Origin of the sequence: Rufibacter sediminis (assembly GCF_014269285.1) — a bacterium.
Classification (GTDB): domain Bacteria; phylum Bacteroidota; class Bacteroidia; order Cytophagales; family Hymenobacteraceae; genus Nibribacter; species Nibribacter sediminis.
Window position 1 is genome coordinate 33,334 of record NZ_JACOAF010000026.1, and the last position, 14,862, is coordinate 48,195.

General features: G+C 54.6%; 11 protein-coding genes. 3 read left to right on the plus strand and 8 right to left on the minus strand.

The window, feature by feature from the left end; genetic code table 11:
- Positions 1-83: 83 nt before the first annotated feature.
- On the minus strand, positions 84-2,243 hold the full coding sequence (locus H7U12_RS11065) for a dipeptidyl-peptidase 3 family protein (protein WP_186637452.1): 2,160 nt from the start codon (positions 2,241-2,243) through the stop codon (positions 84-86).
- A 421-nt stretch (positions 2,244-2,664) separates the two neighbouring features.
- On the opposite strand from H7U12_RS11065, the gene H7U12_RS11070 reads away from it, so the two are divergent.
- Positions 2,665-3,135 (plus strand): Mpo1 family 2-hydroxy fatty acid dioxygenase, encoded by a 471-nt coding sequence (locus H7U12_RS11070; RefSeq protein WP_186637454.1) that lies wholly within the window; start codon positions 2,665-2,667, stop codon positions 3,133-3,135.
- A gap of 74 nt (positions 3,136-3,209) precedes the next feature.
- Here the strand turns inward: H7U12_RS11070 and H7U12_RS11075 are convergent, their stop codons facing one another.
- Positions 3,210-5,747 carry an ABC transporter permease gene (locus H7U12_RS11075; RefSeq protein ID WP_186637465.1) on the minus strand — a complete coding sequence of 846 codons (2,538 nt, stop codon included), beginning with the start codon at positions 5,745-5,747 and terminating at the stop codon, positions 3,210-3,212.
- 229 nt (positions 5,748-5,976) lie between these two features.
- Positions 5,977-6,663, minus strand: a complete 687-nt coding sequence (locus H7U12_RS11080) for an ABC transporter ATP-binding protein (protein WP_186637469.1) — start codon at positions 6,661-6,663, stop codon at positions 5,977-5,979.
- A 152-nt stretch (positions 6,664-6,815) separates the two neighbouring features.
- Between H7U12_RS11080 and H7U12_RS11085 the strand changes: the two genes are divergently transcribed.
- Together H7U12_RS11085 and H7U12_RS11090 are read left to right on the plus strand one after the other, a co-directional pair.
- Entirely contained in the window at positions 6,816-7,493 is a 678-nt protein-coding gene (locus H7U12_RS11085) for an arylesterase (protein ID WP_186637472.1), read from the plus strand.
- A 304-nt stretch (positions 7,494-7,797) separates the two neighbouring features.
- Positions 7,798-9,117 carry a gluconate:H+ symporter gene (locus H7U12_RS11090; protein ID WP_186637475.1) on the plus strand — a complete coding sequence of 440 codons (1,320 nt, stop codon included), beginning with the start codon at positions 7,798-7,800 and terminating at the stop codon, positions 9,115-9,117.
- 193 nt (positions 9,118-9,310) lie between these two features.
- Here H7U12_RS11090 and H7U12_RS11095 read toward each other — a convergent pair whose 3' ends face one another.
- The 5 genes from H7U12_RS11095 to H7U12_RS11115 form a co-directional block, all read right to left on the minus strand.
- Positions 9,311-10,066: a hypothetical protein gene (locus tag H7U12_RS11095; protein ID WP_186637477.1), complete on the minus strand. Its 756-nt coding sequence runs from the start codon at positions 10,064-10,066 to the stop codon at positions 9,311-9,313.
- A gap of 581 nt (positions 10,067-10,647) precedes the next feature.
- Complete coding sequence (gene aroF, locus H7U12_RS11100) at positions 10,648-11,661, minus strand: 3-deoxy-7-phosphoheptulonate synthase (RefSeq protein WP_186637478.1); 1,014 nt, start codon at positions 11,659-11,661, stop codon at positions 10,648-10,650.
- Between the two features lie 387 nt (positions 11,662-12,048).
- Positions 12,049-12,825 (minus strand): tryptophan synthase subunit alpha, encoded by a 777-nt coding sequence (trpA, locus tag H7U12_RS11105; protein WP_186637479.1) that lies wholly within the window; start codon positions 12,823-12,825, stop codon positions 12,049-12,051.
- Positions 12,812-14,008, minus strand: coding sequence for a tryptophan synthase subunit beta (trpB, locus tag H7U12_RS11110; protein WP_186637480.1), 1,197 nt, complete (start codon positions 14,006-14,008; stop codon positions 12,812-12,814). The genes trpA and trpB overlap by 14 nt, the downstream gene beginning before the upstream one ends.
- Positions 14,009-14,078: 70 nt before the next feature.
- Positions 14,079-14,714 (minus strand): phosphoribosylanthranilate isomerase, encoded by a 636-nt coding sequence (locus H7U12_RS11115; protein ID WP_186637481.1) that lies wholly within the window; start codon positions 14,712-14,714, stop codon positions 14,079-14,081.
- Between the last annotated feature and the right edge of the window lie 148 nt (positions 14,715-14,862).

Below are 14,862 nucleotides of genomic sequence, written 5' to 3' on the forward strand. Positions count from 1 at the left end.
GCCCTAAAACAGAATTGCCTGATCTACGTCAGGCAATTCTGTTTTAGGGCTGTTTTCCTGAAAAGGAGCTTAAAACGGAGCTTCTAGTTATAATGCGGCAGTAAGTTGTACACCTCGCCGTACTCCAGCATCTGCTGCGTGAAGTTGTCTGGGTACACCAGCAGCACATCCACTACTTTGCCGTCCTTCACCACCGGGGTAAGTTTGGGCTGGATGAAGCCGCTGTACGGCGCAATATTCAGCTTACTGTAGCGCTGGAGCACCTCTTTATGCAGCGCCTGATCCACGTTCACGCCGTAGGTTTCCACCAAATTTTGAGCCGCCTTGAAGTCTCCTTCTGAGGTGATGCGCTGCGTCTCGCGCAGTAGTTGCCCAAAGAGTTCCCGCAGTTTCTGGTAGTCGTTGATTTTGAAATACGTTTTGCCCTGGCGGGTCACGCGCTCAATCACGTTGTCTTTCTTGCCTTTCTCAAACGCCCAGGCGGCCACCATCTGGCGGTTGCGCATGTGGTCTTCCTCAATCTTCTCACCAGGCTCCAGGCGGGAAAGCTGCGTCATCAGACCGTTCCGGATGTAGGCATCGTATTCGGCTTTGCCGGCATCCAGGGAAGGCATCACGCCAATCTGCACCAGCTTAGGGTCCATCACGTAATACAGCGCCACCAGATCGGCGCGGCCTTCTTCCATGGTGCTGGCATAGTTTTTCAGGGTCTGCTTGGGCGTGCCCACGCCCGGGTTGATCTGCCCCGAGGCGTGCCCGATCACCTCGTGCATATCGGTGTGGAGGTCGCTGGCCAGAGAACCGTATTTTTTAGCGCGGTCGATTTCCTCCTGGCTGAACGCGAACTCACTCAGCGCACTGCCACCCGTATTCGCCGATTCATTGTAGGCGTGCACAATGTTGCCCAGGTTCACTGATTTGGAGCCGTGCTCTTTTCTGATCCAGTTGGCGTTGGGCAGGTTGATGCCGATGGGCGTGGCCGGAGCCGCATCGCCGCCTTCCACCACCGTGGTAATCACTTTGGCGGTGATGCCCACCACGTTCTTCTTCTTGTGCTGCGGCAGCAACGGAGAGTTGTCCTCGAACCACTGCGCCTGGTCACCGATGGCTTTGATGCGTTTGGTCGCTTCCTCGTCGCGGAACGACACCACCGATTCATAGGAACCTTTCAGCCCCAAAGGATCATCGTAGACTTCAATGAAACCGTTCACCACGTCAATCTGGGAATCCACGTCTTTCACCCAGGCAATGTTGTAGTCGTCAAACGCTTTCAAGTCGCCGGTGCGGTAGAACTCGGCCAGTTTCTGGAGGGCCAGGCGCTGCTTGTCGTTCTCGGCCACGGTCACGGCTTTGTCCAGCCAGAACACAATGCGCTCAATGGCGGGGCCGTACATGCCGCCCACTTTCCAGACTTTCTCGGTGATTTGGCCATTTTCCTTCACCACTTTGGAGTTGAGGCCGTGGGAGACGGGCTGCGGATCGTTCTTGTTTTCTTTCTTGGCGTAGAACGCCTCAACTTCCTTCTGGGTCAGACCTTCGTAGAAGTTCACGGCCGAGGTTTTGATCAAGTCTTGGCCGGCGGCTTTGTTCACCTGCTTGGCATCCACCTTCGGATCAAAGAGAATGGGCGTGATCCATTTGATGAAACTCTCCACGCTCTCGCCCTTGGTCAACGGCAACTTGGCCGCCGGAACCTTACGGATAGCGGCCGCTAAGTACTCCTGGCTGAACTCCGGCATGATCTTGTTCGCGGAGTAATGGTGGTGAATGCCGTTCGCGAACCACACGCGCTTGGTGTACTCCATGAACTTCTCCCAATCCGGCGACGTGGACCGGTCGCGCTTGTTCTGCACCAATGCATCCAGGGTGCGGCGGATGCGCAGGTTGTGCTTGTAGTTCTGATCGTAGATGATGTCGCGCCCGGAGAGCGCCGCCTCGTAGAGGTAATACAGCAATTCCTTCTGTTTGGCGGAAAGGTTCTCAAAACCCGGCACCCGGTAGCGCAGAATCCGGAGATCAGCGAACTGCTCGGTCACGTAGTTAAAGGCCGAATCTCCCTGTATCACCTGCGGCGGCGAAGTCTGGCTCACGGTGCCCAGTTCCTGGTTCTTCACCACGCTGGCCTCGCCGGGCATCATAGAAGCGGCCGAAGCCGACGCGGCCGGGGTATTTTTCTGCGAACAACTGCCGGCCAGCAAAGCCGCCAGCAGCAGCGCCGGTATTGATATCTGTGTTTTCTTCATGTGATCCTGATTGGTAATATCGTCCAAAAGTAGGCATTTAGCCGCTGTAAGGCAAAAACCGCACCGTCTTGCCCCATTCTGCCCGCTTTCCCGTTTTAAGCCCCTTTTCTAAAAACACCCTCAAATCCAGCCACCACAGACGGTTGAGTTCTGAGTCGATAGTCCTGAGTCCTGAGTTGTAAATTGTAACTTGTAGGAACTGGCGCGAGTCTCCAGACTCGTGCCTCCGGATGCCGGGTAGTCTCCAGACTACCCTCGCAGCAACGCAGCGAAACTCCATTCCCACGTGCGGGCTCCCAGAACCCATCCGGCGCAAATAAAAACCCACCGCATATGAGAAACTGCTTTTTTCTGGCTTTTTCCCCTATTCAGCCTCTTTACTTCCTTTCTTAAAAGCTGTATCTTCCTATAAAAAAGAGCCATGGCTGCCATTCATCAATTGCTAGAAGAGTACGCCGAGAGCCACCGCAACGGCACAAACAAACTCATCCACTGGATCTGCGTGCCCGCCATCATGATCAGCCTGGTGGGGTTGATCTGGGCCATACCCGTGCCGGCCTTCCTGCGGGACCTGCCTTTCATCTTCAACTGGGGCATTCTATTCGTGCTGCTCTGCATGCTCTACTACTTCGCCCTGTCACCCAGCCTGGCGGTGGGCATGGTGCTGGTCACGGCCTTTTTCCTCTGGATTGTGTACCAGCTGGACCAGGTGCAACAACTGCCGCTCTGGGCTTTGTGCCTCATCATTTTCGTAGTGGCCTGGATCGGGCAGTTCATCGGGCATAAGATTGAGGGCAAGAAACCGTCCTTTCTGAAAGATTTGCAGTTTCTGCTCATCGGGCCGGTGTGGCTGCTGAGTTTCATCTACCAGAAAATCGGGCTACGGTACTAAACCACAACGCCTGCTTTGGGGCCGTTTTTCAGAAAACAGCCCCAAAGCAGGCGCACCAGCAAACGTTTCCTTCTTTACCCTTCGGAGCGCAGCACTTCCAGCGGAGACTGGTTCACCACGGCCCGGCTATTAAACAGCCCGATGATCACGGTCAGCGTGGAAATAACCAGGAACAGCACCAGAATAGGCAGCGGTTCTGGCGTGAAGATGGTCTCAAAGGAGTACTTGGCCAGCGCCCAGCTGCCCACCAACGACAACACAATACCCGTTCCGGCGGCCAAGGCTCCCAGGAAGAAGTACTCCAGGGCCGTGATCGCGAAAATCTGCTTCCGGTTGGCACCCAGCGTCCGGAGCAGCACGCTTTCCTGCATGCGCTGGTACTTGCTGATGAGCACCGAGGAGATCAACACCACCAGACCGGTGATGATGCTGAACGCCGCCATGAACCGGATCACAAAGCCAATCTTGTCCAGCAACTCGTCCATCACGCTCAAGATCAGCTCCAGGTCAATGATGGAGATGTTGGGGAACTGGCGCACCACCGCCTGCTGGAACTTAGCCGATTCCTGGGCCGAGCCTACCCGCGTGATGAGCACATGAAACTGCGGCGCCTCCTCCAGGACTCCCTCCGGAAACACGACCCGGAAGTTGGTCTGGATGCGGTTCCAGTCCACCTCACGCAGGCTGCCCACCACCGTGGGGATGAGCGCCCCCTGCACGTTGAACACAATCTGATCCCCAACTTTCACCTTGATCCACTCGGCGTACCGGTCATCCAGAGATACGTACACGGTATCTTGGGGCGAGGCTACTTTCCCGCGCCATTTGCCCTCTACCACCTTTTCAGACTCAGTGATTTGGCCCCGGAAGGTAGACCTGATCTCCCGCTGGAAGGCCCGCGGCGAGACACCGGAGGTACTGTCTTCCTTCACATCCTCGGCGGTTCTGCCGTTGATCTCTTCTATCCGCATAGTCACGATGGGCACCTCGTCCAGCACCGGCAATCCCTGCTGTTTGGTTAACTGGGCCACCGCCTGCCGCTGTCCGCCCTGGATATCGAACAAGACCATGTTAGGCTGGTTCTCGCTCGCTGACAAGGTCACCTGGTTCAGCAGAATGCCCTGCACGAAGTACAAGGTGCTGATAAAAGCGGTCCCCAGCCCGATGGAGATGATCAGGATCAACGTCTGGTTATTCGGCCGAAACAGATTGGCCAGTCCCTGCCGCCAGGTGTAACTCAGCGACTCCGGGAAGAACCGCCGCACGGCCCACATCAAGGCCCAGGCGATGCCCGCCAATACCAGAAAGCCGACCAGAACGCCTAAGGTGAAGTATCCCGCTTCTTTCCATTTCTGGGTTTGCAGATAGGTGAAAGAGAAGATGAACAGCAGAATTAGGCCGTACACGCCCCATTTCACCGGATCTTTAAATAAACTGGTACTTTCATAGGAGATGCGTAAGGTATTCAGGGGAGAAACGTTACGGATGCTCACCAGCGGCAGCAAGGCAAACAGGAAGGAGATGATCAGCCCCAGCCCGATGCCTTGCAGAATGGCCAGCCAGGACACGCCCACCGTAATCTCCACGGGTAGCAAATCCTGTAACACCTGCGGCAACAGTTGCTGCACCAGCGTGCCCAAGGCCGCCCCAATGATGGAACCCAGCAACCCGATGCCCAGAATCTGGATGAGGTAAATCAGAAAAGCCTGTGTTCCGCTCACGCCCAGGCAGCGCAGAATGGCAATGGAGCGTAGCTTCTCCCGGATGTACACGTGAATGGCGCTCGCCACGCCAATACTGCCCAGCAGCAAGGCAATGAAACCCACCAAGGCCAGGAAACTGGTCAAATCTTTGAAAGAGCGCCCCATCTCCTCGCGCTGCGTTTCAATGGTCTCGGTGTTTAGGGCCTCTTTTTCCAAACGGGGCTCTAAACGCTCCACCAGCTTTTTGACATCGGTGTTGGGGGCGAACTTGTAGTAGAACAGGTAATTGATGCGGCTCCCTTTCTGCTCAAGCCCCGTTTGCGGAAGGTACCGCAACGGAATGTAAACCGCCGGTGCCACTGTAGCCGAGATGCCCGTCTGGCCCGGGGCCTTGTTCAGAATGCCGGCAATTTGAAACGTGACCTCCCCCACCTTGATGGAGTCGCCGATGCGGGCATCGAACTGCAGCATGAGGGTTTTGTCTACCAGCGCCTGCTGTCCGTCTCTGAAGCTCTGGGCCGCCGCCGCGGGCACCGTTTCCAGTGCCCCGTAATACGGGAACTGTCCTTCCAGCGCCCTGATCTGCACCAATCGGGTTCCCTGGTTTTTGGGGAACAGAATCATGGAGGCAAAGCTACGTTCTTTGGAGCGGCGGTTTCCCAGCGAGTCCAGCAAGGGAAGCATCTTTGGGTTCACGGGCCGGTTACTTGTGATCACCAGATCGGCCCCGATGAGTTCTTTGGCCTGGTTGTCAATGTCTGCCCGCAGGTTGTAGCCGAAGGAAAAGATGGCCACCAGCGCCGCGATGCCCAGAATAATGGACGAAATGAAAAGAAACAGCCGTGAGCGGTTCCGCCGACTATCGCGCCACGCCATCTGCACCAGCCACGGGAAATTAAGATTGTTCATTTATTTAATGTGCTGTTTTTTATGTGCTAATGAGGTGATGTGCTAATGTGCTAATTATTTAATGTGCTGATGTGCTAATAAGGTGATGTGCTGATATGCTACTTTGAAGTAGATTGTTTAAAAAGCAGTATTTACGGGATGGTGAGTTTAAGCTTCATTTGCCTTTTACAGAATCAAAGCTTCATCGCTTTTCATTAATAGCACATCAGCACATGAATCAATTAGCACATTAACCCAAGGTTCTTTCGTCTGAAATGAGTTTGCCGCCTTTCACGCGCAGAATGCGTTGGGTTTTGGCGGCTAGTTCAGCGTCATGGGTCACCAGCACCAGGGTGGTTCCGGCTTCGCGGTTTAGGTCGAAGATCAGTTTTACCACTTTCTCGCTGGTTTCGGCGTCCAGATTGCCGGTGGGCTCATCGGCGAACAGGATTTTGGGCTGATTGGAGAACGCCCGGGCCAGCGATACCCGCTGCTGCTCCCCCCCGGATAACTGGGCCGGATAATGGTGGCTCCGGTCGGCGAGGCCTACTTTGTCCAGCAGCTCCAGGGCCCGGGGTTTGATGTGCTTCTCGCCGCGCAGCTCCAGGGGAACCATCACATTTTCCAGGGCGGTAAGGGTGGGCAGCAACTGGAAGTTCTGGAAGATGAAGCCCACGTACTGGTTCCGGACCTGCGCCCGGGCATCTTCGTTGAGGGAATCTAGCCGGATGCCGTTGAGCTCCACCATGCCCGAGCTGGACCGGTCCAGCCCGGCGCAAAGGCCAAGCAGGGTTGTTTTGCCGCTGCCGGAGGGACCCACAATGGCGTTGGTGGAGCCTTCTTCCACAGTGAAATTGATGTTGTCCAGCACCGTTAAGGTTTTGCCGGTACTTTGGTAGGTTTTGGTAAGATCCTGGATGTGCAGTATGGAAGCCACGGGCGAAGGGTTCATTGAAAGGTAATAGGTTTACGGGCGTTTCCGCCAGCGGTAAATTACAGAACAGGATTTAAAATCCATTGTTTAAACCTCAAACGCCAGAAATAAGGTATAAGTACTTTCTTTGCACGTGAACAAGAAACCGATACAACATGTATAAACATCCAATCCTCTACCTGCTGCTCTTCGTCTGGTTGGGTACTGGCTGCTCCGGAAACGGAAGTCAGGACGAGGTGAAATCAGACCAGGAAAGTGAAACCGCTAAAAAAGCGCCCCCCGTTATGAAAAACATTCTCTTCTTCGGAAACAGCCTCACGGCTGGCTACGGCCTGAACCCGTCAGAATCGTTTCCGGCCCTCATCCAGAAAAAAATAGATTCCCTGAATCTGCCCTATAAAGCTATCAACGCCGGGCTCAGCGGCGAAACCTCGGCGGGCGGCAAGAACCGCATTGACTGGCTCCTGCGCCAACCCGTAGATGTGTTTGTCCTGGAACTGGGGGCTAATGACGGCTTGCGCGGCATTCCGCCCACCGAGACCAAGAAGAACCTGCAAGCCATTGTAGACAAGGTGAAAGCGAAGTACCCCGAGGCCAAACTGGTGATGGCTGGCATGGAAGTTCCCCCCAACATGGGCGGGGCTTACGCGAGTGAGTTCCGGGTGATTTTCCGGCAGCTGGCCGAGCAGAACAACATGGCGCTGGTTCCTTTCCTACTGGAGGGCGTGGGCGGAGTCCGTTCCCTGAACCAGGCCGATGGCGTCCATCCCACGGCCGAAGGTCAGAAGATCCTGGCATCCAACGTGTGGGAGGTGCTAAAGGGAGTTCTGTAGCCTCCCGCTGATTCTTTTCTGGTCTTCCTTTTGGGGTAGTTTCTGTAAAACGGCCCTAAAAGGAAGACCTTTCTTTTTGCAGCGGTTTTAGGCCTCTTTTTTGGAAAAGAGGCGCAAAACGAACGTGCATCCAATTACGATACTACCAAATTTGGGCAGCGTTGCACCGGAACGTAAAACTTTATTACCTTACAGAAGCTATCTTCTAGCACCTCAATTCCTTTCCTAAGAACTGATTTTACCATCGCGACTACTTTAACCCTGTTTATTTAAAAGAAGCCTTAAAACCGATACCGTCTTCCCTATGCCGCTCCTCCTTGTTGCCGCCGCCGTTTTAGCGTTGTTAGTGTTGATGGTTCTGTTTCGGTTGAATGCCTTCTTATCGTTGATTGTGGTGGCCCTCTGTTTAGGCGTGGCCGAAGGGATGCCCGTCAAAGAGGCCATCAACTCCGTGCAGAACGGGATTGGCAGCACCCTGGGGTCTATCGCCCTGATCATCGGGTTCGGGTCTATGCTGGGGACGCTCATCTCTGACAGCGGCGCGGCCCAGCGCATCTCATTGAGCCTCATCCGTAAATTCGGGATCCGCTACATTCAGTGGGCCATGATCCTGACGGGTTTCCTGGTGGGGTTGCCCATGTTTTACAACGCCGGTTTTATACTGCTGATTCCGCTGGTCTTCAGCGTGGCCGCCTCTACGGGTTTACCGCTCTTGTTCGTGGGCCTTCCCATGGCCGCCTCGCTTTCGGTGACGCACGGGTATCTGCCTCCGCACCCCGGCCCCACCTCCATCGCCGTCATCTACCAGGCCGATATCGGGCTCACGCTCATGTATGGACTGGTGGTGGCTATTCCGGCCATCATCATCGCGGGGCCGCTCTTCACCCGTTTCCTGGGCCGGTTCAACGCCAGTCCTCCGGCTGGCTTGGCCGCTCCCAGAATCTTCACCGATGAGGAAATGCCGGGGTACGGCGTGAGCGTGTTCACCGCCGTTTTCCCGGTGATTTTGATGGCTATGGCAACGTTGGCCAGCGCGCTGCTGCCAGAAGACTCGCCGCTGCGGCGCGTGCTGGAGGTAGTGGGTGACCCCGCCATTGCGTTGCTGTTATCGGTGTTTCTGGCAATTTACACCTTGGGCATCAGCCGCGGCCGGAAGATGGACGAGATCATGGCGCTATTGACGGGTTCCATCAGCAGCATCGCCATGATCATGCTGATTATTGGCGGCGGAGGCGCCCTGAAACAGGTGCTGGTAGACAGTGGCGTAGGAGATTACATCACCACCTTGGTAAAGGATATGTCCCTTTCTCCCCTGCTGCTGGCCTGGAGTATTGCGGCGCTGCTGCGGGTTTGCCTAGGATCGGCTACAGTGGCGGCCATTACCACCGCTGGCATCACGCTGCCGGTGATTGCCGCCACCGGCGTGAGCCCCGAGTTGATGGTGCTGGCCACGGGCGCGGGCAGCCTCATGTTCTCGCACGTGAATGACCCCGGCTTCTGGATGTTCAAAGAATACTTCAGCCTCAGCATCCCAGACACTATTGCCACCTGGTCCATCATGGAAACCATTGTTTCTGTGGTAGGGCTATTGGGAGTTCTGGCATTGAGTGTCTTCGTGGGGTAATCAGCTCAGTTTTTGACAAGTGGAGTAAGCAGAAGCGCCCCCGGGCGAAGAAAACAGCAGTTTCTTCACCCAGGGGCGCTTCTTGATTTCAATCAATTTGAAAGATAACCCAATCACCGATGGATTCTCATCTCCCGATAAAGCATCCGTTTTGGGCCTCTTTTTCAGGAAATAGGCCTGAAACTGACACTGGTTAACCGGCCAGCATTTGCCACTGCGCCGGGATGTCCGCTACCGGGATGCCTTCTTTCTCCAGCTGCTCCACCAAACGGGTAAGATAAGAAAGGCTTTCCAGCACGAAATAGGCCTCCGGGGTTTCTCCCGCTTTGTAAGGCAGGGCCAGTATTTCATCCAGCACGATGGGGTGCCAGGCATTCTCGCTTTGCAAAGCCAAGGCAGATTCGGCGGCATTGGAGATGAGGTAGGCACCAAACAACGTGACTACCCCCTGGGCATCGCGCAACAGGCCGTTACCCAGCACATGTTGCGCCAGTCGCCACAGCAAGTCAGTAGCCGCAGGGTCTTTGTAGTGCAGCGACAACGCGCCCAACCGCTGCATGAAATCGGCAACCTCGGGTTGCAGAATCCAGGGCAATTGCCCGAACATGTCCTGGAACAGATCCTTGCCCGATAGCAGACGCAGATCCACCTCGGGGTGCTGCCGCAGCGTAGTCACCGCCGGAAACTTCTGCTTGGCCCAGCGGCTCAGCACCTGGCGCGGCCGAAGCGGTTCTTCCACGGCCACTACTTCCCACTCGGTGAGGCGCTGCAAAAGGAAATTCACCTTCTGGAACTCCGGAATAAAATATGCTTTCAGTTCCAGTGCATTCACTCCTTGCCAAAAGGGCGCGGAGACCACTGCAGAAAGAGCTTCTGCCCGTTTCGTGTACAAGATGTTCCAGGTCTGTTGTTGCCTGATACTGTAGTGGTGATACTGTTGCTGATACATGGTTTTATGACAATAAAAAAAGCCTGACTTCGGGTTACCGGAGCCAGGCTTCATATGAGGTTGATTACTTTCTAACGGAATCAGTTAGTTTTTGCCCATATTGTACCCGCTCCGGTTCGCATCGCGAACGGTTTGCAATTGACAATAATGAGATATTGGGCAAATGTTTTCATAACTGGAACGAATATATAAAACTTCAATATTCAAAACAAGAAATTTTATATCTTTTTATCATCTCCGTTTTCGGGCAGTTTTCACCAGATTAGGTTAAAACCGCTCTCTAACCGAAGTCTCACCCTGGCTTTCTAGTGCCTTATACTGGTGATTCTAAAAAATGGATGCATCAGAAAGGCCGTTTTTAGGCATTTTAGCAAGGTTTTCGGCCTTCATCCTAACAGGCGTTTTCTATCTGATTCGCTTTCAGCGTCTTTTCTAAAAACTAGGCCAGAAACAGAGAACAAGATTTTTATCCCCAATCTGTTTTCAGCCGTTTTTCTTTAAACTGCCCTGGAACGGAATGAAGTATCTGGTGGAGCAGCAACCCAATTCCACGGGAACGCCCTGCCCCTACTGACCAATGCCTACACCAGTTCCTGGCGAAGATCAAACACTTTCCGCATTTTTTTGATCATGCGTTCAGACTCCGTGAAGCTGAGTGTCTGCGCTCCGTCTGAGGCGGCCTCCTCGGGTTTTTCGTGGGTCTCATAGATGATGCCATCGGCTCCGGCCATGATGGCAGCCAGGGCCATGGGTTCTACATACTCCCGGATGCCGATGCCGTGCGAGGGGTCTACAATCACCGGCAGGTGCGTTTTCTCCTTCAGGATGGGAATGGCGTTCAGGTCCAGGGTATTGCGGCTGGCCGTTTCATACGTCCGGATGCCGCGTTCGCAGAGCATCAGCTTTTCGTTTCCGCCGGAGAAGATGTATTCCGCGGAGTACAGCAGCTCATCAATGGTGCCGGAGATGCCTCGCTTCAGCAGCACCGGCTTGTCAACTTTGCCCAGTTCATCCAGCAGGTTGAAGTTCTGGGTGTTGCGGGCACCTACCTGGAAAACATCGGTGTACGGCTCCATGGGGGCAATCTGGGAGACCTGCATCACCTCGGTCACAATCTTGATGCCGTGGGCGCGGCACATGTCATAGAACAGCTTCAGGCCTTCCAACCCTAACCCCCGGAAAGAATAAGGCGAGGAACGCGGCTTGAACACGCCGCCGCGCATGAAGCGCACGTTGTTGGCCACCAGGTGCTGGATGGTTTTCTCAATCTGGTCTTCGTTCTCAATGGAGCACGGACCGGCCATGATGGTCAACTCCCCCTCCTGCACCCGCAGCCCGTCCCCGAAATCAATCACCGTGGGGTTTACCTTCCATTTTCGGGAAACCAACCGATAATCGTCTGACACGATGTGGATGTCCTTGATGCCCGGCAAATGCCCGATGGCGCGCACGTCAAACTCTGCCTTGCCGGTGCCCACCAGGTAATGCCCGGCCTGGGTTAGCACCTCAGTGGTCTTGTACTTCAATTCTCTGGCCTTGTCAACAATAGCCGCTTTGTCCTCTGGACGAATATCTGATCGTAACTGAATAAGCATGGTTTCTGTAATTTGAAGAGGTGGTGTTGGGGAATTTGGAGATGTGAAGATTGGGAGATTTGCAGATGTGAAGATGAGGAGATTTGAAGATGTGATGATGAGAGGATGTGGTGATGAGATGATTTAGTAAAGGCTAAACTTCGCCGCAGGAGAGGGAAGTTAAGTAGTTGTGTTTTGGGCTTGTTTTACAGAAAGCAGGCCCAAATCGCCTCCAACTCAACCTGGCGCGAGACTCCGGTCTCGTGACAAAGGATGATGCGAGTCTCCAGACTCGCCGGGAACCACTAGTAGAGAAGCATCCCTTCCATCATCCCCCTCCTAATCTACAAATCTACAAATCTCCAAATCTCCAAATCTCCTAATCTCCCCATCTACACATCGGCAAAACTATCTCAGGGTTTGCAAGAAGGAACGTACGTTCTGCCGCACTTCCTGAGGTTGTTGCAGGGCTTTGATGAACGCGCTGCCAATGATGGCGCCGTGCGCCGAAAGGCAGGCCATTTCAAAGGAAGGCCGGTCGCTGATCCCGAACCCGATGAGCAGCGGATTCTTTAGGCCGAGCTTCTGCACCTTGGAGAAATAGGCTTGCTGCGAATCGCTGGCTTGTACTTGGCTGCCGGTGGTGCTGGCGCTGGACACCATGTAGATGAACGAATTGGTGAGCGCGTCAATCTGCCGGATGCGGGCCTCAGAGGTTTGCGGCGTAATCAGGAAAATGAGGCTGAGGCCGTGTTTCTCCAGAATGGGCTTGTACTCTTCCTCGTACTCGGCGAAAGGCAGATCGGGCAGAATGAGGCCGTCAACGCCAACGCGGGCGGCGTCTTCGCAGAACCGCTCAAACCCGTACTGCATCACCGGATTCAGGTAGCCCATCAGGATAATGGGCAGCGTCACCTTCTCTCTCACCTGCTCCAGTTGCTGCAATAACATCTTGATGGACATACCGTTCTCCAGGGCCACCTGATTGCTGGCTTGAATGGTAGGACCATCCGCTAAAGGATCAGAGAACGGCATGCCGATCTCCACCAGGTCGGCCCCGGCGGCTTCCAGTTCCTCCAGAATGGTGACGGTGTCCTCCAGTTTGGGGTAACCGGCCGTGAAGTAAATGTTGAGTAGATTTCCGCTTTTCTCCCGGAACAGGCGCGTGAGTCTATTGTGCTCCATCTTGTTGTTCAAAGTAAGTAAGAATGGTATTGAGGTCTTTGTCGCCGCGGCCGGAGAGGTTCAGCACCACCACGTCCTCGGGACCGGCGTTGATTTCCTTCAGGGCGGCCAATGCGTGCGAGCTTTCAATGGCTGGAATAATGCCTTCCAATCGGCTCAGTTCCCGCAGGGCTTCCATGGCATCGGCATCGGTGATGGCGATGAAACGGGCGCGGCCGGTCTGCGCCAAATGCGCGTGTTGCGGTCCTACGCCCGGATAATCCAGTCCGGCGGAGATGGAGTACGGCTCGGTAATCTGGCCGTCTTCGGTTTGCATGAGCAGGGTTTTGCTGCCGTGGATGATGCCGGTTTTACCCAGCACCGAGGTAGCCGCCGAGTGCCCGGAGTCTACGCCCAGGCCCGCCGCTTCCACGGCAATCAGTTTCACTTCCGGCTCATCCAGGAAATGGTAGAAAGCACCGGCCGCGTTGGAACCGCCGCCCACGCAGGCTACCACATAATCTGGTAATTCGCGTCCCTCCTTCTCCAGCAGCTGTTTTCTGATCTCTTCTGAAATAACGGACTGAAAACGCGCCACCATATCGGGGTATGGGTGCGGCCCCACGACCGAGCCGATGATGTAATGCGTGTCCTCGGGGTGGTTGATCCAGTCCCGGATGGCCTCGTTCGTGGCGTCTTTCAGGGTCTGCGACCCGGAGGTCACCGGCACAACCGTGGCCCCCAGCAGGCGCATTTTCTCCACGTTGGGGCGCTGCCGCTCGGTGTCAATCTTGCCCATGTACACAATGCACTCCAGCCCGGCCAGCGCGCAGACCGTGGCCGTCGCCACGCCGTGCTGCCCCGCGCCGGTTTCGGCAATGATGCGTTTCTTGCCCAGGCGTTTGGCCAGCAAAATTTGCCCTACGGTGTTATTGATTTTGTGGGCACCGGTGTGGTTCAGGTCTTCTCGCTTCAGGTAGATCTTGGTGTTGTACCGCTCCGAGAGCCGTTTGGCGTGATACAGCGGCGTGGGCCGCCCCACATAGTCGCGGAGCAGCTCCTGCAATTCCGCCTGGAACTCTGGCTCCTGGATGATGGACAGATACTTTTCCCGCAGTTCTTCTACGTTGGGGTACAACATCTCCGGGATGAAAGCCCCGCCAAATTGGCCATAATAGCCGCGTTCATTTACTCCGTATTCCATTCGTTCTGTTGTCTAGTGCAAGAAGCCAGAAAACCTGTAAATTGTTTTGTAACTTCTTATCTTTTAAAGCTTATGCCTTTAGTTCTTCAATAAATTCTTTTAGCCGCGAGATATCTTTCAGGCCGGGCTGTATCTCAAACTTGCTGTTTAAATCCAGGCCATAAAGTTGCGGCAGACGCAGCGCTTTGATCTCCTGTAGATGCTCCAAGTCAATGCCTCCGCTTAGGAAAAACGGAACCTCTTGGGTGTATTTCTCCAGCATCTGCCAGTTGAACCGCACCCCGTTTCCGCCGGGGTGAGCGCCACTCGCATCAAACAAAAAATAGTCGCAGCAGCTGGCATAGGCCCGCAGCTGTTCGAAATCGAACCCATCGCCTATCCTGAAGGCCTTCATGACCGTAAGGCCAGCATCTTTCAACTGCGAGCACACTTGTGGCGTTTCCTGCCCGTGCAGCTGCACCATCTCCAGGCTCAGATCAGTCACTTTCTGCAGAATCACCTCCGGTTCCTCGTCTACAAACACGCCCACTTTGATGGTTCCCTTCGGGAAAACGGACGAGAAAACCGCCCATTGCGTGGAAATGTACCTCGGCGATTTCTCGTAGAAAATAAACCCGACGTAATCTGGCTGAAGAGACAGGAGCTCGGCAATGTTCTCGCTGTACTTCATGCCGCACACCTTTATTTTAAGGTTTCTATATGGCATTCTATTTTGTATTAAGTCTGTCTGTCTAATCTGGGGTAGCAAGGAAAGAGCAAAACTCATTCGCTGCGAGGTTACGTTTCAGGCCTGTTTTCCTAAAAAGGAGCCCGAAACGGCATCGGGGCACAAAGCCAGCATTCTTTGTCAGGAA